The 26,160-nt window shown below is 73.3% G+C and carries 26 protein-coding genes and 1 other RNA gene; 8 read left to right on the top strand and 19 right to left on the bottom strand.

The window, feature by feature from the left end; genetic code table 11:
- Positions 1-16: 16 nt before the first annotated feature.
- Positions 17-961 (top strand): NAD(P)-dependent alcohol dehydrogenase, encoded by a 945-nt coding sequence (locus tag FB467_RS10450; protein ID WP_141785041.1) that lies wholly within the window; start codon positions 17-19, stop codon positions 959-961.
- Between the two features lie 141 nt (positions 962-1,102).
- On the opposite strand, the gene FB467_RS10445 is transcribed toward FB467_RS10450, so the two are convergent.
- The 9 genes from FB467_RS10445 to FB467_RS10405 form a co-directional block, all read right to left on the bottom strand.
- Positions 1,103-1,918: a TrmH family RNA methyltransferase gene (locus tag FB467_RS10445; protein WP_228393431.1), complete on the bottom strand. Its 816-nt coding sequence runs from the start codon at positions 1,916-1,918 to the stop codon at positions 1,103-1,105.
- A gap of 26 nt (positions 1,919-1,944) precedes the next feature.
- Positions 1,945-2,340: a 50S ribosomal protein L20 gene (gene rplT, locus FB467_RS10440; protein ID WP_141785040.1), complete on the bottom strand. Its 396-nt coding sequence runs from the start codon at positions 2,338-2,340 to the stop codon at positions 1,945-1,947.
- Between the two features lie 39 nt (positions 2,341-2,379).
- Positions 2,380-2,574 carry a 50S ribosomal protein L35 gene (rpmI, locus tag FB467_RS10435; RefSeq protein ID WP_141785039.1) on the bottom strand — a complete coding sequence of 65 codons (195 nt, stop codon included), beginning with the start codon at positions 2,572-2,574 and terminating at the stop codon, positions 2,380-2,382.
- Positions 2,575-2,686: 112 nt separating this feature from the next.
- Positions 2,687-3,340: a translation initiation factor IF-3 gene (gene infC, locus FB467_RS10430; RefSeq protein ID WP_141785038.1), complete on the bottom strand. Its 654-nt coding sequence runs from the start codon at positions 3,338-3,340 to the stop codon at positions 2,687-2,689.
- A 357-nt stretch (positions 3,341-3,697) separates the two neighbouring features.
- Positions 3,698-4,546: an SseB family protein gene (locus FB467_RS10425; RefSeq protein WP_141785037.1), complete on the bottom strand. Its 849-nt coding sequence runs from the start codon at positions 4,544-4,546 to the stop codon at positions 3,698-3,700.
- Entirely contained in the window at positions 4,543-5,256 is a 714-nt protein-coding gene (locus FB467_RS10420; protein ID WP_141785036.1) for a HisA/HisF-related TIM barrel protein, read from the bottom strand. Before FB467_RS10420 ends, FB467_RS10425 begins: the two co-directional genes overlap by 4 nt.
- Entirely contained in the window at positions 5,253-5,909 is a 657-nt protein-coding gene (locus tag FB467_RS10415; protein WP_141785035.1) for a hypothetical protein, read from the bottom strand. Before FB467_RS10415 ends, FB467_RS10420 begins: the two co-directional genes overlap by 4 nt.
- A gap of 9 nt (positions 5,910-5,918) precedes the next feature.
- Positions 5,919-8,930: a bifunctional [glutamine synthetase] adenylyltransferase/[glutamine synthetase]-adenylyl-L-tyrosine phosphorylase gene (locus FB467_RS10410; protein WP_141785034.1), complete on the bottom strand. Its 3,012-nt coding sequence runs from the start codon at positions 8,928-8,930 to the stop codon at positions 5,919-5,921.
- Positions 8,927-10,264 (bottom strand): glutamine synthetase family protein, encoded by a 1,338-nt coding sequence (locus FB467_RS10405; protein WP_141785033.1) that lies wholly within the window; start codon positions 10,262-10,264, stop codon positions 8,927-8,929. Before FB467_RS10405 ends, FB467_RS10410 begins: the two co-directional genes overlap by 4 nt.
- A gap of 86 nt (positions 10,265-10,350) precedes the next feature.
- Between FB467_RS10405 and FB467_RS10400 the strand changes: the two genes are divergently transcribed.
- Positions 10,351-10,782 carry a CBS domain-containing protein gene (locus FB467_RS10400; protein WP_141785032.1) on the top strand — a complete coding sequence of 144 codons (432 nt, stop codon included), beginning with the start codon at positions 10,351-10,353 and terminating at the stop codon, positions 10,780-10,782.
- Positions 10,783-10,912: 130 nt separating this feature from the next.
- Complete coding sequence (locus FB467_RS10395; RefSeq protein ID WP_141785031.1) at positions 10,913-11,320, top strand: SRPBCC family protein; 408 nt, start codon at positions 10,913-10,915, stop codon at positions 11,318-11,320.
- Positions 11,321-11,338: 18 nt separating this feature from the next.
- Here FB467_RS10395 and FB467_RS10390 read toward each other — a convergent pair whose 3' ends face one another.
- Positions 11,339-11,572, bottom strand: coding sequence for a methionine aminopeptidase (locus FB467_RS10390; protein ID WP_141785030.1), 234 nt, complete (start codon positions 11,570-11,572; stop codon positions 11,339-11,341).
- 59 nt (positions 11,573-11,631) lie between these two features.
- On the opposite strand from FB467_RS10390, the gene map reads away from it, so the two are divergent.
- From map to FB467_RS10375, 3 genes are all read left to right on the top strand, one after another.
- Entirely contained in the window at positions 11,632-12,495 is an 864-nt protein-coding gene (gene map, locus FB467_RS10385; RefSeq protein WP_141785029.1) for a type I methionyl aminopeptidase, read from the top strand.
- 40 nt (positions 12,496-12,535) lie between these two features.
- Positions 12,536-13,300, top strand: a complete 765-nt coding sequence (ppgK, locus tag FB467_RS10380; RefSeq protein WP_141785028.1) for a polyphosphate--glucose phosphotransferase — start codon at positions 12,536-12,538, stop codon at positions 13,298-13,300.
- 78 nt (positions 13,301-13,378) lie between these two features.
- On the top strand, positions 13,379-14,335 hold the full coding sequence (locus FB467_RS10375; protein ID WP_170230663.1) for a type IV toxin-antitoxin system AbiEi family antitoxin domain-containing protein: 957 nt from the start codon (positions 13,379-13,381) through the stop codon (positions 14,333-14,335).
- 441 nt (positions 14,336-14,776) lie between these two features.
- Here FB467_RS10375 and FB467_RS10370 read toward each other — a convergent pair whose 3' ends face one another.
- The gene (locus tag FB467_RS10370; protein ID WP_141785026.1) at positions 14,777-15,256 is read right to left on the bottom strand and encodes an SRPBCC family protein; all 480 of its coding nucleotides are present in this window, start codon (positions 15,254-15,256) and stop codon (positions 14,777-14,779) included.
- An 89-nt stretch (positions 15,257-15,345) separates the two neighbouring features.
- A complete protein-coding gene (locus FB467_RS10365; RefSeq protein WP_141785025.1) occupies positions 15,346-16,803 on the bottom strand; it encodes a GuaB1 family IMP dehydrogenase-related protein in 1,458 nt (485 codons plus the stop codon).
- A 66-nt stretch (positions 16,804-16,869) separates the two neighbouring features.
- Here FB467_RS10365 and FB467_RS10360 point away from each other — a divergent pair, with 66 nt between their 5' ends.
- Positions 16,870-17,523, top strand: coding sequence for an MBL fold metallo-hydrolase (locus FB467_RS10360; RefSeq protein WP_141785024.1), 654 nt, complete (start codon positions 16,870-16,872; stop codon positions 17,521-17,523).
- Between the two features lie 3 nt (positions 17,524-17,526).
- On the opposite strand, the gene FB467_RS10355 is transcribed toward FB467_RS10360, so the two are convergent.
- Positions 17,527-18,630 carry a VIT1/CCC1 transporter family protein gene (locus tag FB467_RS10355; RefSeq protein ID WP_141785023.1) on the bottom strand — a complete coding sequence of 368 codons (1,104 nt, stop codon included), beginning with the start codon at positions 18,628-18,630 and terminating at the stop codon, positions 17,527-17,529.
- A 26-nt stretch (positions 18,631-18,656) separates the two neighbouring features.
- Between FB467_RS10355 and FB467_RS10350 the strand changes: the two genes are divergently transcribed.
- Positions 18,657-19,406 (top strand): tyrosine-protein phosphatase, encoded by a 750-nt coding sequence (locus tag FB467_RS10350; RefSeq protein ID WP_141785022.1) that lies wholly within the window; start codon positions 18,657-18,659, stop codon positions 19,404-19,406.
- 37 nt (positions 19,407-19,443) lie between these two features.
- On the opposite strand, the gene rnpB is transcribed toward FB467_RS10350, so the two are convergent.
- The 6 genes from rnpB to FB467_RS10320 all read right to left on the bottom strand — a co-directional run bounded on the left by rnpB (position 19,444) and on the right by FB467_RS10320 (position 26,092).
- Positions 19,444-19,824: RNase P RNA component class A (rnpB, locus tag FB467_RS10345), an RNA gene on the bottom strand.
- Positions 19,825-19,846: 22 nt separating this feature from the next.
- Positions 19,847-21,526 (bottom strand): thiamine pyrophosphate-binding protein, encoded by a 1,680-nt coding sequence (locus tag FB467_RS10340; protein WP_141785021.1) that lies wholly within the window; start codon positions 21,524-21,526, stop codon positions 19,847-19,849.
- A 3-nt stretch (positions 21,527-21,529) separates the two neighbouring features.
- Complete coding sequence (locus FB467_RS10335) at positions 21,530-22,300, bottom strand: cyclase family protein (RefSeq protein WP_141785020.1); 771 nt, start codon at positions 22,298-22,300, stop codon at positions 21,530-21,532.
- Positions 22,301-22,340: 40 nt separating this feature from the next.
- Positions 22,341-23,150, bottom strand: a complete 810-nt coding sequence (locus tag FB467_RS10330) for an HAD family hydrolase (RefSeq protein WP_141785019.1) — start codon at positions 23,148-23,150, stop codon at positions 22,341-22,343.
- The gene (locus FB467_RS10325; RefSeq protein WP_141785018.1) at positions 23,147-24,604 is read right to left on the bottom strand and encodes an RNB domain-containing ribonuclease; all 1,458 of its coding nucleotides are present in this window, start codon (positions 24,602-24,604) and stop codon (positions 23,147-23,149) included. Before FB467_RS10325 ends, FB467_RS10330 begins: the two co-directional genes overlap by 4 nt.
- A 33-nt stretch (positions 24,605-24,637) precedes the next feature.
- On the bottom strand, positions 24,638-26,092 hold the full coding sequence (locus FB467_RS10320; RefSeq protein WP_141785017.1) for a P1 family peptidase: 1,455 nt from the start codon (positions 26,090-26,092) through the stop codon (positions 24,638-24,640).
- Between the last annotated feature and the right edge of the window lie 68 nt (positions 26,093-26,160).

Here is a 26,160-nt window from a genome sequence, read left to right as displayed (position 1 = left end):
TCGCTACGGTTTCCGGGTGAGGGCTGTCGTGTACGACCGGTACGGACCACCAGAAGTGCTGCGTCTGGAGGAACTTCCCCGACCGGTCCCGGGCCCGAAGCAGGTATTGGTCGAGGTCGCGGCCACGTCGGTCAACCTGGCCGACTGGGAGTGCCTCGTCGGCAGCCCTGCCTATGCCCGCTACTCCGGCCTGCGCCGGCCCGGCAACCGCGTGCTCGGCTCCGACATCGCCGGTCGGGTCGCGGCGGTCGGCAGCCAGGTCAGCGGCTTCGCGGTCGGTGACGAGGTGTACGGCGAGTGCCCGATGGGAGGCTTCGCCGAGTATGCCGTGGCGCGGGCGAGCATGCTGACGCACAAGCCCGCGGGGCTCACCTTCGCCCAGGCGAGCACGCTTCCGCAGGCCGGGGCGATCGCCTCGCAGGGCGTCGCCGGTGCCGGCCCGGGGTCCCGCGTGCTCATCAACGGCGCCGGCGGCGGGAGCGGCACGTTCGCCGTGCAGCTGGCCAAGGTCGCCGGTGCGCACGTGATCGGCGTGGACAACGCCGCCAAGCTGGACCTGATCAACTCCCTCGGCGCGGACGAGGTCGTCGACTACGGGGTGACGGACTTCACCGACCTCGACCCGTGTGACCTCGTGCTGGATCTTGCGGCGCAGCGGTCCGTCTTCGCGTTCCGCCGGATCCTGGCGCCGGGCGGGCGCTACCTGGTGGTCGGCGGCCCGACCCGCACGCTGGTCCGGACGGCCACGGCCGGCAGGCTCGTCGGCCTCAGCGGGGGCAGGCGGATCGGCGTCCTCGTCGTCAGGCCCGGTCCGACCTCCTACGCCGACCTCGCCGCGCGCTGTGCCGCCGGTCAGGTCGAGGTCCGGATCGACCGGACGGTCGGACTCGACGGAGTGCCGGGTGCGCTCGGCCTGGTCGGCACGGGCCGCGTCCTGGGCAAGATCGTCGTCGAGCCCTGACGAGGGTCTGCCGCCTAGCGGTAGAGGGTGCTTCACCCCGGAACCTGGCGCTAGCGACCGGGAAGGTTCTGCAACGAAGTACAGGATTACCGGGTAACCCGATAATCCTGTGGCGACGGGCCGAGCCGGGGCGGGGGCGGGTCAGCGGGCGGCGGAGGAGGCGTGCAGGCAGACGGTGGCGGCCATCGCCAGGTTCAGGCTCTCGGCGCGCACGATCGGGACGGCGACGACGTCGTCGCACTGGTCGAGCACCTCCTCGGGCAGGCCCCAGGCCTCGTTGCCGAGCACCCAGGCGTGCGGGGCGGTCAGGTCGGCGTCGGGCAGCATCGTGCCGCCACCGCCGTCTGCCGCGAGCAGACGCAGGCCGTGCACCCGGCAGGCCTGCAGGAGGTCGGGGACGGGGACGCCCAGCACCAGCGGCAGGTGGAACAACGACCCGACCGTGGACCGGACCACCTTGGGGTTGTAGACGTCCACGCTGGCATCGCTGACCAGCACCGCGGACGCCCCGAAGGCGTCGGCACCCCGGATCACCGTGCCGGCGTTGCCGGGGTCGCGCACGTTGGTCAGCACCACCACGAACCCCGCACCGTCCGTCGCGGCGGCCAGGGCCTCCCCCAGCGGCACGTCGACCGGTGAGGCGACGGCCAGCACCCCCTGCGGGTGCGGGGTGTCACTCATCGCGGCCAGCACCTGGTCGGTGCAGGCCCGCACCGGGACGCCGGCCTCCCCCGCGAGCGAGACCAGCTCGGCATACCGGTCGGCAGCGGCCGGCGTGAGGTAGACGTCGCGGGCCGAGCCCGGGGCATACCGGAGCAGTTCCCGCACCCCCTGCGGCCCCTCCACGACAAACCGCCCCTGTCGCTGCCGGACAGCGCGACGGCCCAGGGACCGGACCGCCCGGACCCGCTCGCTGCGCACGTTGCTCAGCAGGTCGGGGTCGGGGGTCACGGTCACCTGGGCCGTCGTGGGGTCGTGTCTGCTCAGGCGGCGGAGGTGTCGCCGGAGCCGCCCTCGGACTGCGCCGGGACGTTCGCCTTGGCGATCTCCACCAGCTTGGCGAAGGCCGCCTCGTCGTGCACGGCCAGCTCGGCCAGCATGCGGCGGTCGACCTCGATCTCGGCAGCCTTCAGGCCCTGGATGAACCGGTTGTAGGTCATCCCGTTGGCGCGGGCGCCGGCGTTGATCCGCTGGATCCAGAGGCGACGGAAGTCGCCCTTGCGGGCCCGGCGGTCCCGGTAGCTGTAGACCAGCGAGTGGGTGACCTGCTCCTTGGCCTTGCGGTAGAGACGGGACCGCTGGCCCCGGTAGCCGCTGGCGCGCTCGAGGGTAACCCGGCGCTTCTTCTGGGCGTTGACCGCCCGCTTCACGCGTGCCACGTGAGTACTCCTTGTGTGTCAGTCAGTGGTGTGCAGGGCTCAGCGGCCGAGCAGCTTCTTGGCGGTCTTCTCGTCGGCACCGGCCACGACCTTGTCGTTGACCAGGCGGCGAGCCTGGCTCGCGGTGCGCTCCTGGAACTTGTGGACGTGGCGGGCGCGCTGGTGCATGATCTTGCCGCTGCCGGTCACCCGGAACCGCTTCTTGGCACCACTGTGCGTCTTCATCTTCGGCATCTGCCGATCTCCTTGTTGCTCTGGCGACCGCGGGCGGTCGCGCGTGCTGTCGTTCGGTCGTACGTCGGGCAGGGACCATCCGCGCGTGGCTTCGCGCACCGGTCCCGGTGGTTCAGCTCGCCGAGGCCTCCGGCGACTCCGCGGTGGCGGCCACGTCGGTGGCCTCCGACCCGGTGGCCTCCGCCTCGGCGGCGGCGTGCTCGGCCTCGGACTTGGAGCGCTGCCGGTCACGACGCTTCTCGTCGCGCACGGCCGCCTTCTTCTTGGCCGGCCCGAGGACCATCACCATGTTGCGCCCGTCCTGCTTGGGCGCGCTCTCGACGAAGCCCAGCTCGGCGACGTCCTCCGCCAGCCGCTGCAGGAGCCGGAACCCCAGCTCCGGTCGGGACTGCTCGCGGCCGCGGAACATGATGGTGACCTTGACCTTGTCCCCCGCCTTCAGGAAGCGCTCGACGTGGCCCTTCTTGGTGCCGTAGTCGTGCGCGTCGATCTTCGGACGAAGCTTGATCTCCTTGATGACCGTGTTGACCTGGTTCTTCCGGGCCTCACGGGCCTTCATGGCCGCTTCGTACTTGTACTTGCCGAAGTCCATGAGCTTGGCCACGGGCGGGCGGGCCATCGGGGCCACCTCGACGAGGTCGAGGTCTGCCTCGGCGGCCAGCCGGAGCGCGTCCTCGACGCGCACGATGCCGACCTGCTCACCATTGGGGCCAACCAACCGCACCTCGGGGACCCGGATGCGCTCGTTGATACGAGGTTCGCTGATGTGCTTGCTCCTTCATCGTCGGTGTGGACCCCGGGGACGGGAAAGGCCTCCCGTCACCTGGGTGCACGAGAGGCCTGGAGTGATCCTGGGTCCGCCGCGGGACCGTATGCCGTGAGCACACGGGATACGGTGGTGCGCCGTGGTCCTCGCCCTGGCTGGGCGATCCACGACCTGCGGACCGTTGACCCGGCAACCCTGGGGTCGTCGCGGGTGGAAGCTCTGGGCCTCACTTGCACGTCGCACCGCCGAAACACCCACTGCTGGGTGCCCGATCGCACGACTGGTCCCGACCAGGATAGCAGCACCGGCCCCCCGGCCACGACACGCCCGCGCCGGACGGCCCCGTCGCAGACCGGCTCAGCGCGCGGTGCGCAGCGCGAAGGCCAGCGCGTCGATCCGGGCCCGGACCTCCCCGTCCGCGGCGATCCGTTGCCCGATCTCGGTCACCAGGGTCTGCAGGGTGACCTGGTCCAGCCCCTCGGCCAGCTCCAGCTCGACCCGCAGCGCCCCGTCCTCCCCCGGCGCGAGGGCGTGGCTGCGCACCGCCGGCAGCCCCCGCACGGCCTGCGCCACAGCCTCCGCGACCGCACCGTCCCGGTGGGCCGGCTCCCAGGTGCGCCCCATCGCCAGGGCCCACACCATCGACCCGCGCAGGACGTATGCCGGGGCCGCCTGGTCCGGCGGGGTCCCCGGACGCGGGGGGTCCAGCACGATCACCTGGCACCCCTCCTGCACGGCGGCCTGTGCCGCCCTGGATGCCTCCACCGGGACCGGCCGGGCCTCGGGGTCCCACGCCGCGAGGGTGTCCAGGGAGGTGAAGGCGGGCAGCGCACGGGCGCCGTCGGGGGCGGTGAGCGTGACGACCGCCATGTCGCTGGAGACGTCGGCGGCCAGCCCGGTGGAGTCGTCGACCTCACCCGGCACCGCGACCACCGGCACGAGCAGCCGGGCGGCCGCCACCGCGGCCACCACCCGCTCCTCGCCCCCGGGCGCTGCTGGGTGCTCCGGCCCCGCGGCCCGCTCCGCAGCGTGCCCCGCACTGTGTCCCGCGGTCCGCGCCGCCGCGAGGGCCGCCGCGAGCTCGGCGTCCGCGGCCCCCTCGTCGTCGTCGAAGCCGGTGCCGGTCAGGGTCCGGCCGGCCCACGGGACGCCGGCCGTGTCGTGCCCGCGCGCGGGGTCGTGGCCCTCGAACCGTCCGCCGCTCACCGCGGCACCCCCGTCAGTTCCAGCGCCTCGGCCAGCGTGAACGCGCCGTGGTAGAGGGCGGCGCCGAGCACGACACCTCCCACCCCCACGGGGGCGAGGGCGGCCAGCTGCTCCAGGTCGGCCAGGGACGCGACGCCACCGGAGGCGATGACCGTGCCGTCGACCTCCTCGGCGACCCGTCGGAACAGGGTCGTGTCGGCACCGTGCCGCCGGCCGTCCCGCGCGGCGTCGGCCACCACGTAGGTGCGGCAGTCCACGGCGGCCAGGCCCGCCAGCACGTCGTCCAGCGGCCCCAGCCGCACCTCGCTGCCGCGGGCCACGACCTCCGCCCCGTGCACGTCGACGCCGACGGCGACCCGCTCGCGGTGGGTGCCCACCACGTCCGCGACCCACTCCGGGTCGCGCAGCGCGGCGCTGCTCAGCACCACCCGGGCGGCCCCGGTGCCCAGCGCCGCGGCCACCGACTCCTCGTCGCCGATCCCCCCGGACAGCTGCACCGGCACCGGCAGCGCCTCGATGATCGCCGCGAGCTGGGCCAGGTTGTCGCCGCGCCCGAACGCCCGGTCCAGGTCGACCAGGTGCACCCACGCTGAGCCCTGGTCCACCCAGGCGCGCGCCACGGCATACGGGTCGGTGGTCCCCTCACCCACCACCTGGGCAGCGCGCCCGCCGGCCACGTCCACGGCCGGCAGCAGGGTGAGCCCGCTCATGCCTCCAGCTCCAGCTCCCGGCGCAGCCGCACGGAGTCCTTGACCGCGTCCTCGAAGTAGCCGACCTCGCGCTCCAACGGCTCCCGGTCGATGGCCCCCGCGATGTCCTCGACCTCGGTGCGGTCGATGAGCAGCCGACCACCGGGGAGCCCGAGGACGGCGGTCACCGCGGCCAACAGCTTGTGCGGTGCCAGGTGCCGTTCGGCCAGGATCTCGACCAGTTCGCGCCGGTCTCCCCCGCCGGCGGCCCGGAGCAACAGCTGCGGCGGGGCGACCGCCAGGTCCGGCGGGCGCAGCACGCCGCGGGCGGGGTCCCACACGACCCACCGGACGTGCCGGCGCACCGAGCGCGTCTGCACCGTGATGACGGCCCTCCCCCCGATCGCGAAGAAGCCGATCGCGGGCGCGACCTTGGGCGGGACGTGCCGCGCGGCCAGCAGGGTCAGGGCGTCGTCGTAGGGCGGCTCGGCGCGGGAGGGACCGTTGGGCAGCACCGCGGTCCAGCCGGGCAGCGGCGCCACCGTCACCGGCACGACACCACGGCGGACCCAGTCCGACACCTCGGGCGGGGCCCCGCGGAGCAGCAGCAGACCCGCCTGGCCCGTGTCCACGCCGGCGGCGGGACCGGTCGGGACGCGGGTGTCGGGGGTCACCGGGCCATCCTACGAACGCCGGGGGTCCGATCGGCGCGGCGACGCGGCGGGAACCGGTGCCGTCTCGTAGAACAACCGCTCCACCACCTGCCGGGCCCGGCGGGCGGTGCGCCGCCACTCCTCCGCCAGCTTGCTGCCCAGCCCGGGTGCCCGACCCAGGATCCGGCTGATCCCCTCGGCGTCCCGCAGGTGGCTGGGCACCGAGTCGACCGGGCGGCCGCGCCACAGCACCCCGACGTCCCGCAGCCGGGAGGCCAGCACCCAGGACCGGCGCAGCACGGCGGCGTCGGCGGCCTCGACCAGCCCGGCCTCCTCCAGGGCCTGCAGGGCGTCCAGGGTCCTCGTGGTGCGCAGGCCCGGCAGTTCGTGCGCGTGCCGGAGCTGGTGCAGCTGGACCACCCACTCCACGTCGCTCAGCCCGCCCAGCCCGAGCTTGAAGTGGGTGCGCGGGTCGGCGCCCCGCGGCAGCCGTTCGGCCTCCATCCGGGCCTTGAGCCGGCGCACCTCGCGGACGGCCCGGGCGTCGATCCCGCCCTCGGGCCAGCGCAGCGGCTCGATCAGTTCGGTGAACCGCCGGGCCAGGTCGGCGTCGCCGGCGACGGGCCTGGCCCGCAGCAGGGCCTGGGACTCCCACCCGGCGGACCACCGGTCGTAGTAGGCGCGGTAGGACTCCAGGCTGCGCACCAGCGGGCCGCTCTTGCCCTCCGGACGCAGGGTGGCGTCCAGCTCGATCGCGGGGTCGGGCCCGCTGCCGGTCAGGCCCTTGCGCAGTTCGGTGACGATCGCCAGGGCCTGCTCGGCCGCGCCCTCGGTCCCCTCCACGACCGGCTCGTAGACGTACATCACGTCGGCGTCGCTGGCGTAGCCCAGCTCGGCGCCGCCGAGCCGGCCCATCCCGACGACCATCATCCGCACCAGCGGGTCCTCGTCCCCGACGACCGCGCGGGTCGCGACCGCCAGTCCGGCCTCCAGCAGGGCGTCGGTGAGCGCGGTGAGGGAGGCCCGCACCTGGGCGTCGTCCAGCTCCCCCACGAGGTCGGCCAGCACAACCCGCAGCAGTTCCCGGGCCCGGACCGTGCGCACCGCCTGGAAGGCCTCCGCCGCTCCCTCGTGCCGACCGGCGGCCGACACGAGCCGGGTGCGCAGCGTCTCCGGGTCGACGCGGGACAGGCCCTTCGGGTCCCCGAGCAGCACGACCGCCTCGGGCGAGCGGATGAGCAGGTCGACGGCATACCGGCTGCTGGACAGCACGTGCGCGAGCCGTTCCGCGGCCGAACCCTCGTCGCGCAGCATCCGCAGGTACCAGTGCGTGGTCCCGAGCGTGTCGCTGATCTGCCGGAAGGCCAGCAGCCCGGCGTCCGGGTCGGCGCCGTCGGCGAACCAGCCGAGCATCACCGGCAACAGGTGTCGCTGGATCGTGGCGCGCCGGCTGACCCCCTCGGTCAGCGACTCCAGGTGCCGGACCGCGCCGGCCGGGTCGCGGAAACCGAGCGCCCCGAGGCGGTCCTTCGCGGCGTCGGTGGACAACCGCACCTCGTCGGTCGAGAGCCGCGCGACGGCCGACAGCAGCGGCCGGTAGAACAGCCGCTCGTGCAGCCGGCGCACCTCGCGCTGCTGCCCGCGCCAACGCTGCACGATGGCGGTCGCCGCGTCCCGGCGCTCGCCCAGGGAGCGGCCGAGCCGGCGCAGCTCGGCCTCCGAGGTCGGCATCAGGTGGGTGCGGCGCAGGCGGTAGAGCTGGATCCGGTGCTCGAGCACCCGCAACAGCCGGTATGCCGAGTCCAGGGCGGCGGCGTCGTCCCGGCCGACGTAGCCCCCGTCGCGCAGGGCGGCGAGCGCCTCGAGGGTGGTCTCGGAGCGCAGCGTCTCGTCGGCCCGCCCGTGGACCAGTTCCAGCAGCTGGACGCTGAACTCGATGTCCCGCAGCCCGCCGGGGCCTAGCTTGAGCTGCCGGTCCGCCTCGGCCTTGGGCACGTTCTGCTCCACCCGGCGCCGCATCGCCTGGACCTCGTCGACGAAGCCGTCCCGGCTGGAGGCCGACCACACCAGCGGCTCGACCACGTCGAGCCACTCGCGGGACAGCGTCTCGTCGCCCGCGACGTGCCGCGCCTTGAGCAGCGCCTGGAACTCCCAGGTCTTGGCCCACCGCTGGTAGTACTCGCGGTGCGAGGCCAGCGAGCGCACCAGGGGTCCCTGCTTGCCCTCCGGCCGCAGCGCGGCGTCGACCGGCCACAGGCTGCCCTCGGCCGTGGACTGTCCGCAGATCCGGATCACGGCGGTGGCCAGCCGGGCCCCGACCCGCAGCGCCCGTTCCTCGTCCGCCTCGTCGTCGGCCCCCGCGAGGAAGATCACGTCGACGTCGCTGATGTAGTTCAGCTCGCGCCCCCCGGTCTTGCCCATCGCGATGACCGAGAAGCGCACCCCCTCGCTCTCCGGCTCCTCGTCGCGGGCCAGCTGCACCGCGACCTCGAGCGCCGCCCCGGCCAGGTCGGCCAGGGCTGCCGCGACGGCGGGCAGCTCGGCGGTGGCGTCCTCGGCGGCGAGGTCCTCCACCGCGATCTCGGCGAGCTCGCGGTGGTAGCCGACCCGCAGGGCGTCCATCGCCTCCCGTCCGGTGCGGTCACCGACGGTCTCGAACATCCGCTCGGTCACCGCCCGCTGCGCGCTGCGCCCGGCCCGCTGCGCCCGGGACTTGGGGTCGGTGACCTCCCGGACCTGTTCGGGATGGTGGATCAGGTGGTCCCCCAGCGCCGTGGAGGCGCCGAGCAGCGCCACCAACCGCTCCCGCTGGGTGCTCGCCGTGCTGATCAGGTCCCCGAGGTCGGGCGCGGCCTCGCGCAGCCGGACCAGGGTCAGCAGCGCCAGGTCGGGGTCGGCCACCATGCCCAGGTCGCGCACCAGGCGGGCGCCGTCGAGGTCGGGCAGCGCGGCGGACAGCTCCTGCAGCATCCCACCGGCACGTCGGACGTCGGAGAAGCCGACCCTGGCCAACGCGCCCCCGGTCGGACCTCCTGCGGTCACAGGCGCTCCAGGTACCGATCGAGCTCGAACGGGGTGACCTGGGCCCGGTAGTCGCCCCACTCCTGCTTCTTGTTGCGCAGGAAGAAGTCGAAGACGCTCTCGCCGAGGGTCTCGGCGACCAGCTCGCTCTCCTCCATGGCCGCGATCGCCTCCGACAGCGACTGCGGCAGCTCGGCGATCCCCATGGCGCGGCGCTCGTTGTCGGTGAGCGCCCACACGTCGTCCTCCGCCTCGGGCGGCAGGTCGTAGCCCTCCTGGATGCCCTTGAGCCCGGCCGCGACCAACAGCGCGAACGCCAGGTAGGGGTTGCAGGCCGAGTCCAGCGACCGGATCTCCACCCGGCTGGACTGGCCCTTGCCGGGCTTGTACATCGGCACCCGCACCAGGGCGCTGCGGTTGTTGTGGCCCCAGCAGACGTGCGCCGGCGCCTCGGCGCCGCCCCAGATCCGCTTGTAGGAGTTGACCCACTGGTTGGTCACCGCGGAGATCTCGCGGGCGTGCACCAGCAGCCCGGCGATGAACCGGCGCCCGGTCTGGCTCAACTGGTAGGGCGCGCCCGGCTCGTGGAAGGCGTTGGTGTCCCCCTCGAAGAGGGACACGTGGGTGTGCATCCCCGACCCCGGCTGCCCGGCCAGCGGCTTGGGCATGAAGGAGGCGTAGGCCTGGTGCCGCAGCGCCACCTCCCGCACCACGGTCCGGAAGGTCATGATGTTGTCCGCGGTCGAGAGCGCGTCGGCATACCTCAGGTCGATCTCGTTCTGGCCGGGGCCGCCCTCGTGGTGGCTGAACTCCACCGAGATCCCCATCTGCTCCAGCATCGTGATCGCGGCGCGCCGGAAGTCGTGGCCGTCCCCGCGCGCCACGTGGTCGAAGTAGCCGGCCTGGTCCAGCGGCACAGGCGGCTGCCCGGCGACGTAGGGCTCCTTGAACAGGTAGAACTCGATCTCGGGGTGGGTGTAGAAGGTGAAGCCCGCGTCGGCCGCCGAGTCCAGCGCCCGCTTCAGCACGTGCCGGGAGTCCGAGGCCGCCGGGCTCCCGTCGGGCATCAGGATGTCGCAGAACATCCGGGCGGTGCCCTGGTTGTCGCCGCGCCACGCCAGGGTCTGGAAGGTGCTGGCGTCGGGGCGCACGATCATGTCCGCCTCGTAGACCCGGGTGAAGCCCTCGATCGCACTGCCGTCGAAGCCGATCCCCTCGCTGAACGCGCTCTCCAGCTCGGCCGGCGCGACGGCGACGGACTTCAGCGCGCCGAGGACGTCGGTGAACCACAGCCGGACGAACCGGATGTCCCGTTCCTCGATGGTGCGAAGCACGTACTCCTGCTGACGATCCATGCGCTCATCCTGCCGTATGCCGGGGCGCCGGCCGCCACCCCGGGCCGACCCTGGCGCGGGCGGCCGGAACCGACTACCGTCTGAGAATGCGTATCCGTGAGGTGATCCGACGGAAGGGCGACCAGGTCGTGACGATCCGACCGGACGCCGACGTGACCACGCTCCTGGCCATGCTGGCCGAGCACAACATCGGGGCCGTCGTGGTCAGTGCCGACGACGGCGCCACCCTGTCCGGCATCGTCAGCGAGCGTGACGTGGTGCGCCGGTTGCAGGCCGACGGCGCCGCCGCCCTGTCCCTGCCGGTCGCGGACCTGATGACCGTCGAGGTGCAGACCTGCGTGCCGGAGGACGCCCTGGAGGAGCTGGCGCTGCGGATGACCGAGCACCGGATCCGTCACCTGCCCGTGGTCGAGGACGGGCGGATCACCGCGATCGTCAGCATCGGCGACATCGTCAAGCACCGGATCGACGAGCTGCAGGAAGAACGCCAGCAGCTGGTCAGCTACATCCAACACTGACCTCCGGGACCGGCGCGCGGCCGGTCAAACCCGACCAGGGTCTTGCGCCGGAGCGCTTCCGGTGGTGGGCTGGGCCTACCAGCAGCTGCCCACCGGGCACGGTCGGTGGGCCCACACCAGGAGGCACTGCATGACCGAGAGCCAGACCGCCGACGCGACCGCGACCGGCCCAGGGGATTCCGTCATCGAGGTCGAACACATCACGCCGCACGGGGTGGACGACCTCTGGCAGCGCCTGGTGTCACCGGACGGCGTCGAGGCCCTCCTCGGGGAGGGCGCCCGGCTGGGCGGCAAGGGGGAACCGTGGCGCGCCGCCGACGGCACCTTCGGGGTGACCCGCAGCTACCACCCCGGCGAGCAGATCCGGGTCTCCTGGCACGCCGACGCCGACGCTCCCGCGACCCTGGTCGACCTGCAGTTCGCCCCGCACGAGCAGGGCACCCGGCTGAGCCTGCGCCACGAGCAGCTCACCCCGGACGCCCCCGCCGAGGAGCTGCGGCGCCGCTGGGAGGGCGCGCTCGCCCGCTTCGGCGGCTGAGCCCGGAGCCGCCTCCGGTCACCCGTTGAGCGGGTTGTTGTCCCAGTTCGCCGCGTCGGGGTCACCGCTGCGCCACTCGGCCTCCTTGCGGTCCTCCTCGTCCCAGGCCTCCGTCTTGCGGCGGGCCGTGTCCAGCGCCGCGGCCGCGTCCTCGGCCGTGTCGTAGGGACCCATCAGGGTCTCGCCCTTGGGGCGCTCGGGGTCGTCGTGCTCCACGACCTGACGGGTCTCGACGTTGAACCAGTAGGGCATCGGTCCTCCTCGGGTCAGGTCCGGCAACCGTCGGCAGGCCGGACACCTACACTCACCGTATGCCGATTTCGACCACAAGGCTGGCCCCCGGGAGGGTGAGTCCCCGCCGTCCGGTGCCGGCCTCGATCACCCGCCCCGAGTATGTCGACCGCCCGGCCCCCGCGCCGTTCACCGGCTCGGAGGTCAAGGACGCCGAGACCATCGAGGCGATGCGGGTCGCCTGCCGGATCGCCGCCCAGGCGCTGGCCGAGTGCGGGCGGGCCGCCCGGCCCGGCGTCACCACCGACGAGATCGACCGGATCGGCCACGAGTTCCTGCTCGACCACGGTGCCTACCCCTCCACGCTGGGCTACCGGGGCTTCCCCAAGTCCCTGTGCACCTCCGTCAACGAGGTGATCTGCCACGGCATCCCCGACGACCGGCCGCTGCAGGACGGCGACATCCTCAACGTGGACATCACGGCATACATCGGCGGGGTGCACGGCGACAACAACGCGACCTTCCTGGTCGGCGACGTCGACGAGGAGTCCCGGCTGCTGGTCGAGCGCACCGAGCAGGCGATGATGCGGGGCATCAAGGCGGCCCTGCCCGGTCGGGAGGTCAACATCATCGGCCGGGTCATCGAGGCCTACGCCAAGCGCTTCGGCTACGGCGTGGTCCGGGACTACACCGGGCACGGCGTCGGGCCGTCCTTCCACTCCGGCCTGGTCATCCCGCACTACGACGCCGCGCCCGACTACGCCGACGTGATCGAGCCCGGGATGACCTTCACCATCGAGCCGATGCTCAACCTGGGCAGCCCCGACTGGTACTCCTGGGACGACGGGTGGACCGTCCTCACGGCCGACGGCCGGCGCTCGGCACAGTTCGAACACACCATCCTGATCACCGACAGCGGCAACGAGATCCTCACGCTGCCCTAGGCTGTCTCTTCGTCCGGACAACCCGACGAAGGAGCCTGGCGTGACCAACCACATCCTCGGCATCGACATCGGCGGCAGCGGCATCAAGGGTGCCCCCGTCGACCTGGACAGGGGCGAGTTCGCGACCGACCGGCACCGGCTCGAGACCCCCGAGAAGTCGACCCCGGCAGCCGTCGCGGAGATCGTGGCCAAGGTCGCCAAGAAGTTCGCCGACGACGTGCCGGACGACGCCCCGGTCGGGATCACCGTCCCTGCCGTGGTCCACCACGGGGTGGTCCGCAGCGCCGCGAACATCGACGACTCCTGGATCGGCACGGACGCCGAGCGGCTGTTCGGCGAGGCGCTGGGCCGGCCCGTCCTGGTGGTCAACGACGCCGATGCGGCCGGCGCCGCCGAGATGCACTACGGCGCGGGCCGCGGCAACGACGGAGTGGTCCTGATGACCACCCTGGGCACCGGCATCGGGTCGGCGCTGTTCCTCGGCGGCGAGCTGCTGCCGAACACCGAGCTGGGGCACCTGGAGCTGGACGGCCACGACGCGGAGACCCGCGCCGCGTCGAGCGTCCGGGAGGACGAGGACCTGTCCTGGGAGGAGTGGGCGCAACGGCTGCAGCGCTACTACGGCCACGTGGAGGACCTGCTCTGGCCGGACCTCATCCTGGTCGGTGGAGGGGTGTCCAAGAAGGCGGACAAGTTCCTGCCCCTGCTGCACCTGCGCTCCCCCATCGTGGCCGCCCAGCTGCGCAACGACGCTGGCATCATCGGGGCGGCCTGGCTCGCCGCCCACCGGGAGAACCACGCCTGACCCGGGCCCTTCGCGGGAGTTATCCACAGATCTGCCGGGGAGCCCCCAGCGGCGACCCAGCCGCGCCACGCTGGTGCGGTGACTCCCGAACTCCGGACCCTCGTGCGCGTCAGCGGCAACACCCTCACCTCTGCCGCCGCACTCGGGATCGGCGTGTCGGCGCGGGAACTGCGCCGCCTGGTCAGGACCGGCGAGCTGGTGCGGGTCGGCCACGGAGCGTATGTCGAGGGGTCGGCCCTGCGCAGCGCCTCGCCCGAGCAGGCACACCTGCTGAGGGCGCGCGCGATCCTGGCCGCCGCGCCCCCCGGAGTGGCCCTCAGCCACCACTCGGCGGCCCTCGCGTGGGGGCTGCCCCTGGTCGGGAAGCCCCCGGCGCACGTACACCTGATGCGGGTCGGCACGGGCAGCCGACGGGCCACGTCCCGCTACACGATCCACGGTCGGGCGCCGGGCGCCAGCTTCACCACCCGGCAGTCCCTCCCGGTGGTCGAGCCGTCCTATGCCTGGTGCGGGGTGGCCCGCACCCTCGGGCTGGAACAGGCAGTTGTCGCCGGTGACGGCGCCCTCCACCAGGAGCTGATGTCGCTCCACCGGGCCGCGCAGGCCGTGCAGGCCGCGTCGCGCGCTCCGGGCCACGGGGTGGCCGCGGCCGCGTTGACCCTGGTCGACGGCAGGAGCGAGTCAGCCGGCGAGTCGCGCTGCCGTCTGCTCCTGCACCACCTGGGCTATGACGTCGAACTCCAGGTCGACATCGTGGCTCGCGACGCCCGCTTCGTGGCCAGGGTGGACTTCCGGCTGCGCGGCGAGATGGTCCTGATCGAGTTCGACGGCCTCATCAAGTACGGCAAGCCGGGCGAACGCGGCGACCGTGCCGCCCTCGTGGCCGAGAAGCAGCGCGAGGACCGCCTGCGTGCCCTGGGATACGAAGTGGTGCGCCTGACCTGGGCCGACCTGGCCCACCCCGAACGCGTCCGCCGACTCATCGAGGACGCACACGCGAGGGCCGCGCACCGTTCCGCCCGGTTCGCGAAGTGACCTGACGGGCAACTCGCCCCGCCCGACCCTGCGCCCGCCCGGACTCCATCGCTGCTCACTCGCGCCTGACGCGCCCGAACGTCAGCGCCTTCCTGCCCCGCAAGCGCCTTCCTGCCCCATAAGCGCCAAATGTCGCGACATTTGCCGCACACCGGGAAATTTGCCGCCCGCCCGGACGTATGCCGCACGCCGGGAGATTGCCACTCACCTCGGGCGAGGCCTCAAGGAAGTCCACCTGCTCGACGGGCCCGACGTCAGCGCCTTCCTGCCCTACAAGCGCCTTCCTGCCCCATAAGCGCCAAATGTCGCGACATTTGCCGCCTACCGGGACATCTGCCGCGCACGGGGACGTATGCCGCACGCCGGGACATTTGCCGCGCGCGCACGTCGCGGCACGCACCTCGACGACCACCGCGCAGGCCTCCGCGACCGCCAGAGAAGTCAGTGGCCGGCGGCTCGCAACACCTCGGGGTCCTCGCAGGCCCGGGCGAAGGCCGCGATCCGGGCGCGGATCTCGCGCCCCAGCAACCACTGCCCGATCGGCTCGGCGAGCGGGCGGAGGAAGGCCGGCTGCACGGCATACGTGTATTTCCACACCGCCTCGGTGCCCTCGACCCCGTCCTCCTCGGCCGCGGTGAACCGCCAACCACCCCCGAACGAGGCGAAGAACCACGGGCCGGTGACCATCGTCATCCCCACCGACGTCGGCGGCCGGTAGGAGACGTACTCCGAGACCATCTTCGGGCCGACCCGCGCGCGGGTCAGGGTGCGCACGCCCTTCGCGGGGCGGTCGGCGCCGAGCAGTTCCTGGTGCCGGATGAAGGGGTCCCACCGCAGCCGCGTCTCACCGGTGGTCTGGGAGACGGCGAAGGCCACCTCCGGCGGGACGGGTGCGAAGGCGCTGGCGCGTACCTGGGGCACGGCTCAGCCCTGCCGACGGGGACATGCCGGGCCGTCGGCCGCGCGCACCACGCCGTCTGCCACGCGCACGACGTCGTATGCCGTGTGCCTCACCAGGACGTGTGGCGGGGCCGGCCCTCGTCGTAGCCGGCGGCACCCTGGGTGCCGACGACCGCGCGGGAGTGGAACTGGCCGATCGAGGAGGCACCGGCGTAGGTGAACGCGCTGCGCACACCCGAGACGATCTGGTCGATGACGTCCTCGACGCCAGGACGCCCCGGGTCGAGGTACATCTTGGAGGAGGAGATCCCCTCCTCGAACAGCGCCTGGCGGGCCCGGTCGAAGGCGGAACGGTCCCGGGTGCGGTTGCTCACCGCGCGGGCCGAGGCCATCCCGAAGCTCTCCTTGTAGAGCCGGCCGTCGCCGTCCCGGAGCAGGTCACCGGGGCTCTCGTAGGTGCCGGCGAACCAGGAACCGATCATCACGCTGCCGGCGCCGGCCGCGAGCGCCAGGGCGACGTCGCGGGGGTACTTCACGCCGCCGTCGGCCCAGACGTGACCGCCGACCTCCTTGGCCGCGGCGGCGCACTCCAGCACGGCCGAGAACTGCGGGCGGCCCACACCGGTCATCATCCGGGTGGTGCACATCGCGCCCGGGCCGACCCCGACCTTCACGATGTCGGCACCGGCGCCGACCAGGTCGCGAGCCCCGTCGGCGGACACCACGTTGCCCGCGGCGATCGGCACCCGCACCCCGGTGGCGTCCTCGTGCTCGTCGCGGACCGCCACGACGAGGGGCAGCACCTCGATCATCTTCTCCTGGTGGCCGTGCGCGGTGTCCACGACGAGGACGTCGGCGCCGCTGCCGAGCAGCGCCCGCGCCTTGCCCTGCACGTCACCGTTGATCCCGACCGCGGCACCCACCAGCAGCCGGCGCTGGTAGTCCAGCGCCGGGGTGTAGAGCGCCGAGCGGAGCAGGCCGGTGCGGGTCGCGACCCCCACCAGCCGGTCGCCGTCGAGGACGGGGGCGATCCCGATGTGCGCCCCCTCCAGCGCGTCGAAGGCCTCCCGCAGGTCGGTGCCGTCGGCCAGCGTGACGGAGGGCTCGACCATGACGTCGTGGATCTGGGCGAACCGGTCCACGCCCTGGCACGCGGCCTCGGTGACCAGCCCCACGGGGCGGTCGCCGTCGAGCACCACGGCCGCGCGGTGCGCCCGCTTGCCCAGCAGCGAGAGCAGCTCGGCCACCGGTGCGTCCGGGGTGATCGTGATGGGCGTCTCGTAGACGGGGTGGGAGTCCTTGACCGCGACCACGGTCGACTCCACGGCCTGCACCGGGATGTCCTGCGGCAGGATCGCGACGGCGCCCCGGCGGGCCACGGTCTCGGCCATCCGGCGCCCGGACACCGCGGTCATGTTGGCGACCACCAGCGGGATCGTGGTCCCGACCTCGTCCGGCGTCGTGAGGTCGACGTCGAACCGGGAGGTCACCCCGGAGCGGGACGGGACCATGAAGACGTCGTTGTAGGTCAGGTCGTACATCGGCTCGGTGCCACCAAGGAATTCCACGGGGCCTCATCGTACGGGGCGCGCCCCACCCACCCGGGGTCGTGCCCCTCGGCATACATTGGCGGCATGGAACTGACCCACCTGGGCCACTCGTGCGTACTGATCGAGGCGGCCGACCAACGGATCCTCATCGACCCCGGCACCTTCTCCGACTTCGCCGACGTCCGCGAGCTGACGGCCGTCCTGGTGACCCACCAGCACCCCGACCACCTGGACCCCGCCCGGTTCGGTGACCTGCTCGCGGCCAACCCCGCGGCGCAGGCGTGGCTCGAGCCGGAGACCGCCGCCCAGCAGCAGGACGCCTTCGGTGACCGGGTCAACGGTATGTCGTCAGGCGGGACCGTGCAGGTCGGCACCGTGAGCGTGACCCCCGTGGGTGACCTGCACGCGGTGATCCACGACTACGTGCCGCGGATCCACAACCTGGGCCTGGTGGTGCGCGCCGACGGCGAGCCGACCGTCTTCCACCCCGGCGACGCGCTCGACGCCGACCCGGGAGAGGTGGACGTCGTGCTGGTGCCCCTGATGGCGCCGTGGTCCCGGGTCTCGGACACGGTGGAGTTCGTGCGCCGGGTGGGGGCGTCCCGCGCGGTGCCCATCCACGACGGCCTGCTCAACGACACGGGGCGGGAGATGCTGCTCGGTCACGTGCGCAACTTCGGCGCCGAGGGCGGCCTGGACGTCCTGGACCTGCGCGGCGCAGGCGCCACCGGGCTGTAGGGGTCAGCCGATCCCCGCGGCGCCGAACAGCAACCCCAACAGGTAGGTCACGGCGGCGGCGCCGTAGCCGATAGCCAGCTGGCGCAGGCCGCGCAGCAGGGCCGGCGACCCGGAGAGCACCCCGGCGATGGCCCCCGTGGTCATCAGTGCCATCCCGACCAGCACCGCCGCGACGGCCAGTGCCGCCAGGCCGGTGAGCCCGAAGAAGAACGGGATCAGCGGGATCACGGCGCCGCTGGCGAAGAAGCAGAAGCTGGAGATCGCCGCGTGCCAGCCGTTCCCGACGACCTCGTCGGGGTCGACGTCCGCGGGGGCGTCCGGCATCGCCCCGGGGGGAAGGGCCAGCTCGGGGCTCTTCTTCACGGCGTGCATCACCCGCTGCGCGCGGGCCACCGCCTCCAGCGGGTCCATCCCCCGGGACCGGTAGACCAGGTAGAGCTCGTTCTCCTCGATGTCCAGTTGCGGGACCGCGGCGCGGGCCTGCTCGCTCGGGTGTGAGGCCGCCAGCAGCTCGCGGGCGGACCGGACCGAGATGTACTCCCCCGCCCCCATCGACATGGCCCCGGCCAGCAGGCCGGCCACACCCGCGGCGATCACCACGGAGGTCCCGACGCCGGTGGCCGCCATGCCCATGACGAGCGCCAGGTTGGAGACCAGTCCGTCATTGGCCCCGAAGACGGCCGCCCGGAAGTTCCCCGACATCTGGGCCCGGCTGCGGGCCGCCAGCCCGCGCAGCACCTCCTCGTGGATCGCCTCGTCGGCGGCCATCTCGGCGGTGGCGTCCTCCTCGTCGGTGTAGGGGTTGCGGGCCTCGGCGTTCTGCGCCATGGCCAGCACGAACACCGACCCGAATCGTCGGGCCAGGAGCCCGAGCAGCCGGTTGCGCATACTCGGGGAGGCCGGACGGCCCACGTGGTCCCCCAGCAGTTCCAGCCAGTGGCTCTCGTGACGCTTCTCCGCCTCGGCGAGGCCGAGCAGGATCTCCCGCTCCTCGCCGTCCCGCCTGCTGGCCAGATCGCGGTAGACCTGACCCTCGGCCCGTTCGTCGGCGAGGTACTGCCGCCAGCGGCGGACCTCCTCGGGAGAGGGCTCACGGATCGTGTTCATCACCCGGCCAGTCTAGAGTCCGCGGTATGACGTCCGACGCTGTGGGAAGCCGGCTGGAGGTCCCGGGGACCCACAACTTCCGCGAGGTGGCGCCGGGCACGCTGCGTCCCGGGTCGCTCTACCGCTCGGACGCCCTGCACCGGCTGACCAGGGCCGGCCGCCGGGCGCTGGCCGAACTCGGCATCGCCGTGGTCATCGACCTGCGCTCGGCCATCGACCGGCGGGTCGGCGGGCGGGACAGGCTGCGCGGTACCGGGGCCCGGCGGGTGTCGATCCCGATCTCGGGGAGCCCGCTGCACCGCGACCCCGAGAGCGTGACGCTGCGCGGCGTCTACCGCACCGTGCTCACCGAGCACCACGCCGACCTGGGCCGGGCGATCCGGGTGATCGCCGACGCCGAGGGTCCCGTGGTGGTCCACTGCACGGCGGGCAAGGACCGCACCGGACTCGTCGTCGCCCTCCTGCTGCTGGCCCTGGAGGTGGACGCCGAGACGGTCCTGGCCGACTACACCGCCACGGAGGCCAACCTCGCCGGCGAGTGGACCGACCGGATCGTGCGCAAGGTCCGGCGGCTGCGGGTGCTGGTCACCGATTCCATCCTGGAGGTGCTGGCCCAGTCCCCCGAGGCGGTGCTCCGGGAGTCCCTGGAGTGGATCGAGTCCGAGCACGGCGGCGTCCGGGATTACCTGGCCGCCGCGGGCGTCGACGCCGAGGTCCTGGCACGCCTCCGGCGCAACCTGCTGCCCGCCGGGGCGCCTGGATCCGCGACCTCCTGAGGGGGCCCGGCAGGGGCCGGGCCGCGGCGTGATGGAGTGGATGAGTCGGTCGATACGCCGGGTTCTGTCCCGCCGCGCCGTTGCCGGCACTGCGACGGGGGCGACCATCCATCTAGGACGCCTGTTGCCAGACGCCTCCAGCGACCTACCCGCACGCTCGGGCGGGCCGCCCTCGAACGCGTGCTGTCTGGTCTTGCTCCCGGTGGGGTTTACCGAGCCGTGCCGGTCACCCGGCGCGCTGGTGGTCTCTTACACCGCCGTTTCACCCTTACCCCCGGCGGACCGGGGGCGGTCTGTTTTCTGTGGCACTGTCCCGCGGGTCACCCCGGGTGGCTGTTAGCCACCACCGTGCCCTGTGGAGCCCGGACGTTCCTCGGCGAGACCCCGGAGGGCTCGACGCGGCCGCCTGACCGACTCATCCACGGGCTCAGGATAGCCGGTCAGTGGCCCCGGAACGCCTCCTCGAGCCACCACGAGGGCTCGTCCGCGACGACCTTGGCGTCGATCAGCAGCGGGGTGTCCCGCGGCCCCTCCAACCAGGCCAGGACGCCGGACAGGTCCTCGGCGGTGCGCACCGTGATGCCGGTGAAGCCGTAGCCGCGGGCGACGGCGGCGATGTCGGTCTCCGGGAAGGTGACCGTCTCCAGCGGATGACCCCCGGGCCCGAAGTGGTGCACCTCGGCCCCATAGGCCTCGTCGTTGTAGACCACGACCACCATCGGCAGCCCGAGCCGGCGCACCGTGTCGAGCTCGGCCGCGGACATCAACAGCCCGCCGTCCCCGAGGGTCGCGACGGGCAACCGGTCGGGTTGCGCCAGGGCCGCGCCGATCGTGGTGGCCAGCCCGAGCCCGATCGACTGGAAGGCCTGGGTGAAGCAGAAGCCGCGCTCGTCGGGCACCGAGAGGTACATGGACGGGTAGCCCATGAAGTTGCCCGAGTCCACGCCCACGACGCGCTCCGCGGGCAGGATCTCGTCCAGGCCCACCGACAGGGTGCGCGGGTCGATCCGCCGACCCGTCGACCGGTCGACGTAGGGCACGTCGCGCCACCGCAGCGAGGTGGCCAGGCGCTCGCGCAGGGCCGGGGAACGATAGCCGTATGCCGTCCGCTCGCCCCCGACCTCCGGCTCGCCCAGCGCCTCGGTCACCGCCCGGGCGGTGGCCGCCACGTCACCGTGCACCCCGAAGGACAGCTCCCGGTGGGTACCCAGTGCGTCGGCGGTGTCGTCGACCTGCACGACCGTCGCGTCCGGTCCGATCAGGGCGCCTTGGCGCATGGTCCACATGTTCAGCGCGCACCCCCACCCGACGATGAGGTCGGCCCCGGCGATCAGTTCGGCCGCCAGCGGGGAGGAGAAGCCTCCGGAGACGTCCAGCGACCAGGGGTGGTCGCGGAACAGGCCCTTGGCCACCGCCGAGGTCGCGAGCAGGGCGCCGGTCCGGTCGGCCAGCTCCACCAGGGCGTCGCGGGCCTCGACCGACCGGCTCCCCCGGCCGGCCACCAGCACCGGCCGCTGCGCCCGGAGCAGCGCCGCGGTCAGCGCCGCGACGTCCTCCGGCGAGGGCGCCAACCGCTCGGGCAGGTCCGCCCAGACCGGCCGCACCCCCGCGAGGGGGTCCTCCCCGGGTGGGTGCGGGACCTGGCTGGCCTGCACGTCCAGCGGCAGGTTGAGCAGCACCGTCGCCCGCTGGTGCACCGCGGTCCGGACGGCGTCCACGGCCTGCTCCACGGCATACGACGGGTCGGTGACCCGGACGGGCACGGCGCCCACCGCGCGGGCGAGAGCCGCCTGGTCGACGTGGAAGTTCGACAGCGGTGACGGCGCCTCCGGGGCCAGCACGACCAGCGGGGTGCGGGACTTGGCCGCCTCGGCGATGCCGGTCATCGCGTTGGTCAGCCCGCAGCCCTGGTGCACCGTGAGCGCGGCGGGCCGGCCGGAGGTGCGGGCGTAGGCGTCGGCCATGGTCGCCCCGCCGCCCTCGTGCCGGGCGGCGACGAAGCGCGCACCCGCCGCCACCATCGCGTTGGTGACGTGGAAGTTGCCAGACCCGACGACGCCGAAGACGTGGTCGACCCCCGCGGCCACCAGCGCCCGGCCGACCGCCTCCGCGACGTCCACGACTCAGCGCTCGACGAGGGCGACCACGCGGGCCGGGGACCCCGACCCGCCGACGATCCGCAGCGGGGAGGCCAGGACGACGGCACCGGTCGGCGGCAGCTGGTCCAGGTTCTGCAGCTGGGCCAGGCCGTACTTGCCGTTGCCCAGCAGGAAGGAGTGGCAGGGGAACGCCGGGTCGAAGGAGTGGGCCGCACCCGCGTCGGTGCCCACCGTCTCCACCCCGATCCCCTGCAGCGGCGACTCCTCGGCCACCCACCGGGCACAGTCCACCGACATCCCCGGGCTGGTGGGGCCGGTCTCGGTGTTGTTGATCATCTCCTCCTGGGTGACCCGCGCGGACCACCCGGTGCGGCACAGCAGCCAGCCGCCGTCCGGCAGCCCGCCGTGCTCGGCCGCGAACGCCTCCACGTGCTCGCGCTCGATCAGGAAGTTGGGGTCGGCCGCCACCTGCTCGGTCACGTCGAGCACGATCGCCGGCGCCACGAAGGCCCGCACCGGGACCGACCCGATGTCCGCCAGGTCCCGGCCGGACACCCAGTGGTTCGGGGCGTCGAAGTGGGTGCCGGTGTGCTCGCCGGTGTGGAAGTTGTTCCAGTACCAGGCCGGCCCCCGGTCGTCGTAGCGGCTGATCTCCTCCAGCTCGAACCGGGCCGTCTGGCCGAACTGCGGGGGCAGCTCCAGCAACGGCGTCTCGCTGCTCAGCGGGGCGGTGAGGTCCACCACCTCCACGGCCCCGGACGACAGCGCGGCGGTGAGCTCGGACAGGACGGACATGGCGACTCCTTAGCTGGCCGGGACGGTGGTGGCTCCGAAACTACCCGAGGGCCAGCGCCCGGTGCAGCACGGTCGCGACCCCGTCCCGGTCGTTGGCCGGCGCCCGGTCGGTCGCCGCGGCCAGCACGTCGGGGTGGGCGTTGGCCACGGCGAAGGACCGGCCGGCGAAGGTGAGCATCGGCAGGTCGTTGGGCATGTCACCGAACGCCCAGACGGCCGAGGCCGGGACGTCGTGCTCGGCGCACCACTCGGCCAGGGCGAGCCCCTTGGTGACCCCGGTGGCCCCGATCTCGGTCAGCCCCGGCGCGCCGGAGTGCGAGACCTGGGCCCGCGGGCCCACGACCGCGGCGACCCGGTCGTGCAGCTCGTCGACCGGCCAGTGCGGATGGCGCACCAGCACCTTGCCGGGCGGGTGCACGACCATCTCGTCCACGGACCCCACCAGCCACTCCGCGTCCCGTCGGCCCGAGACCCGCGCGAAGTCCGGCTCGCGGGCGAAGCCCTCCAGGCTCTCCAGCGCGAAGGACACCTCGGGCAGCTCGGCCCGGATCTCGCCGAGGATCTCGGCCACCAGGGCCGGGTCCATCAGCCGGTGGCCGATCACCTCCCGGGCGGCCACGTCATACAGGAAGGCGCCGTTCCCGCAGATCGCCAGGCCGTGCCCGCCGACCACGTCGGCGAGCTCGTGCATCCAGCGGGGTGGGCGGGCGGTCACCAGGATCACCGTGGTGCCGGCCTCCTCGACGGCGGCCAGCACCTCCTTGGTGCGCTCCGAGACGGTGCCGTCCGATCGCAGCAGGGTCCCGTCGCAGTCGCTCGCGACGACCCGGGGCAGGCCGGTGGTGCTCATTCCTGATCGACGACCTCTCGGATCACGAACCTGACCAGGTGCTTCGTGATGTCGGCCAGGGTGAGCTCGACGCGGACCCGGTCACCGACCGAGGCCTTGCCCGAGGCGACGGCGCTGACCGCCGGGTCGGTGACCTGGACGATGAACTGGTCCTCCTTGCCGTCGTCCACCACCACCGCGTCGAAGACCTCGCCCACACGGTGCCGCAGCACCGCGGCCTCGACGGCGTCGGTGCAGGCCCGGTCCACGGACTTGGCCCGCCGGTCGGACTCCTGCATGATCTCCGGCAGCTCGGGGAGCGCCTGACGGGCCCACTCCGGGACGTCTCCCCCGTTGGTCAGCGCCTCGCAGACGACCAGGGAGAACCGGTCGACGAGGCGGCGCAACGGCGCGGTGACGTGCGTGTAGGGCGCGGCGATCGCCGCCTGCTCCTGCTGCTCGGGCAGCTCCCCGTCGAAGGGGGTGTAGCCCGCGCCCCGGAACAGGGCGGTCGCGTCGTGGATCAGCGCCAGGTGCTTGGGCTCCTCCCGGTCCAGGGTGCGCAGGAAGTCCCCGTAGGTCATCTCCGTGGGCCACTCGATCCCCAGCGCCCGGGCCTGTCGGCGGAACCGTTCCAGGTCCCGTTCCTCGGCGGGGGGCATGGTCCGCAGGATGCCGACCGTGCCCTCGAGCATGATCTCGGCGGCGACGATGCCGGTGAGCAGCGAGACCTGGGCGTTCCAGTCCTCGGCCGGCAGCAGCGGGCGCAGCCGAAGGCTGTAGTGCCCCTGGTCGTCGACGTGCACCGCCTGCTCGGGCATCGGCAGGCTGGCGCCGCCGCGCTCGGACTCCCGCGCGATGCGCAACTCCCCCACCTCCTTGAGCAGGAGCAGGGTCTCCTCCGCCTCGCCGGAGTCCACCAGCTGCTGGACCTCCTCGTAGGTGTACCGCCGGCGGCTGCGCACCATGGCCCGGGCCACCGCGGCCTCCTGGCGGCGGCCGTCCGGCCCGATGACGAGGTCCCAGACGAAGGCGGGGCGGTCCACGTCCGGGAGCAGGCTGGCGGCCTCCTCGCTGATCACCGTGGGGTGCAGCGGGACCCGGGTGTCGGGGCAGTAGATCGTCTGGCCGCGCAGCCGGACCTCCGCATCCAGGGCGCCGCCCGGCTCCACGAACGCGGGCACGTCGGCGATCGCGTAGCGGATCCGGTAGCCGTCGCCGCTCCGCTCGATGTGCATCGCCTGGTCCAGGTCCATCGACCCGGGCGGATCGATGGTGATGAACTCGACCTCGCGCGCGTCCGGCTCCGGCAGGTCCGGGCTCCCGACCGCGTCCCGGGCCGCGGCCAGCACCTCCTCCGGGAAGTCTTCCCGGACCTCCGCCTCCGCACGGATCCTGGCGAACGCCTCCTCCAGGTCGCTCGCCGCCTTGGTCGCCCGGGCGTCCTCGGTCATCCTCGTCGATCGCGTAGCCATGACCGCCACCCTATGCAGGGGGCCTTCCGGGGGTCAGTGGGCCACCGCAGCGGTCGGTCGACGGCGGGCCAGCGCCACGGCGCCGACGAGGACCAGGCCGGCGATCGACATACCGAGTGCCCCGGAGGGTGCCCAGCTGGCACCGGCACCCGCCCCGGCCGAGGTGCCGGACCCGGGGTCGCCACCGGTGGCCGGCAGGACCGCCTGACCGGTGTCCGCGCTCAGCGAGTCCTTGCTGGGACGGGCCGGCACCGGGGTCTGCCGCAGTGCCCGGGTGGCCCGGGTGAACTCGGAGTGGGTGATGTCCGGCGCGGTTCCCGCCGAGCGCCACTGCGCCAGCTGCGGCATGTTCTCGCACGCCGAGGGGTAGGTGTCGCAGTAGCTGAGCCGCCCGTCGTGGCTCTCCGCCGACAGCACGGCCTTGCCGATCGCGCGGGACAGGCTGACCGACCCGGCGTTGAAGATCTGGTTGAGCTGGCCGGAGTCGGCCGGGTCGTTGATCTGCAGGGGCTCGCCCTCACCGGTGGAGATGGCGAAGACCGTGTCGCCGTCGGCCAGGGTGTGGATCGGGTAGATCGCCCGGGCCATGCCGTCGTGGGCGTTACCGGACATCCGCTGGGCGGCCGCCTTCTCCAACGGGGCGTTGGTGGCCACCACCGCGATGGTGGTGTTCAGCGACTCCTCGTCGCCGTCCTGGGCGTTGCGCGAGGCCTGCGACGAGCACTCCTGCTCCGTGGGCGTCTGGTAGCCGGCGAACTCCTCGCCCAGGCCGTACCGGACGGCGTGGAGGCTGCAGTCGGTCGGGTCGACGGGCGATCCCGCCGGGTTCACGATGACGATCGCCCCCACCCAGATGCCGTCGCCGAGGTAGACGCTGGAGGTGCCCAGCCCCGAGCGCAGCCCGCCGCCCCTGGCCCCGGTCCCGCCGCCGACGCTGCCCTGCCGCACCGGGCCGTCGACGGCCTGCTCGGCGGCCAGGTAGCCCCACTCGGGCGAGGTGCGGGCCTTGGGGTCGCCGCCCCGGTTGAGGTCGTAGATGTCGGCTGCCGGGACGATCGGGGCCACGCCCGCCGACCCCAGCGGCACGCCCTCGCCGCGGTCCTCCAGCCACCGGATGATCCCGTTCGTGGCGGACAGCCCGTACATACTGGACCCGCCGAGCTGGATGGCGTTCACCCCCGGGTTGGAGTTCAGCGGGCTGAGCAGGTCGGTCTCCTTGGTGGCCGGCGCCCCTCCCCGCTGGTCGACGCTGGCCACGGACATCTCCGGGGTGTAGACGACGGTGGTCCCGGTCAGGAACGGCGCGGTGTCGGCCTGGATCTGCCCGACCTGGATCCCCGGCACGTCGGTGATCGCGTTGTGCTCCCCCGGCTGTCCGGGGGTGCCCTCGGCGTCGGCGGCCCCGGTGGCGGTCGCGGTGAGCGTGGGGGCCAGCGTGGCGGTCGTCGCGAGCGCGGCCGCGGCCAGCAGCGGCAGGGTCCTTCTCATGGTGGCACTCCGGTTTCCGAGCCGGGTGCGGCGGAGCGGCCGACGCCGGGCTCAACAAGGTGGGCGGG

The organism is Ornithinicoccus hortensis, from assembly GCF_006716185.1.
GTDB lineage: Bacteria > Actinomycetota > Actinomycetes > Actinomycetales > Dermatophilaceae > Ornithinicoccus > Ornithinicoccus hortensis.
This window is presented reverse-complemented; position numbering and strand designations above follow the sequence as displayed.

What these genes read in the sequence shown, in the direction of transcription:
- FB467_RS10320 (WP_141785017.1), bottom strand. Translation starts at nt 26,092, where the DNA reads ATGAGAAGGACCCTGCCGCTGCTGGCCGCGGCCGCGCTCGCGACGACC.
- FB467_RS10355 (WP_141785023.1), bottom strand. Translation starts at nt 18,630, where the DNA reads ATGAACACGATCCGTGAGCCCTCTCCCGAGGAGGTCCGCCGCTGGCGG.
- FB467_RS10405 (WP_141785033.1), bottom strand. Translation starts at nt 10,264, where the DNA reads ATGGATCGTCAGCAGGAGTACGTGCTTCGCACCATCGAGGAACGGGAC.
- FB467_RS10395 (WP_141785031.1), top strand. Translation starts at nt 10,913, where the DNA reads ATGACCGAGAGCCAGACCGCCGACGCGACCGCGACCGGCCCAGGGGAT.
- FB467_RS10420 (WP_141785036.1), bottom strand. Translation starts at nt 5,256, where the DNA reads ATGAGCGGGCTCACCCTGCTGCCGGCCGTGGACGTGGCCGGCGGGCGC.
- FB467_RS10325 (WP_141785018.1), bottom strand. Translation starts at nt 24,604, where the DNA reads ATGGCTACGCGATCGACGAGGATGACCGAGGACGCCCGGGCGACCAAG.
- FB467_RS10360 (WP_141785024.1), top strand. Translation starts at nt 16,870, where the DNA reads ATGGAACTGACCCACCTGGGCCACTCGTGCGTACTGATCGAGGCGGCC.
- FB467_RS10400 (WP_141785032.1), top strand. Translation starts at nt 10,351, where the DNA reads ATGCGTATCCGTGAGGTGATCCGACGGAAGGGCGACCAGGTCGTGACG.
- FB467_RS10350 (WP_141785022.1), top strand. Translation starts at nt 18,657, where the DNA reads ATGACGTCCGACGCTGTGGGAAGCCGGCTGGAGGTCCCGGGGACCCAC.
- rpmI (WP_141785039.1), bottom strand. Translation starts at nt 2,574, where the DNA reads ATGCCGAAGATGAAGACGCACAGTGGTGCCAAGAAGCGGTTCCGGGTG.
- FB467_RS10335 (WP_141785020.1), bottom strand. Translation starts at nt 22,300, where the DNA reads ATGTCCGTCCTGTCCGAGCTCACCGCCGCGCTGTCGTCCGGGGCCGTG.
- FB467_RS10390 (WP_141785030.1), bottom strand. Translation starts at nt 11,572, where the DNA reads ATGCCCTACTGGTTCAACGTCGAGACCCGTCAGGTCGTGGAGCACGAC.
- FB467_RS10330 (WP_141785019.1), bottom strand. Translation starts at nt 23,150, where the DNA reads ATGAGCACCACCGGCCTGCCCCGGGTCGTCGCGAGCGACTGCGACGGG.
- map (WP_141785029.1), top strand. Translation starts at nt 11,632, where the DNA reads ATGCCGATTTCGACCACAAGGCTGGCCCCCGGGAGGGTGAGTCCCCGC.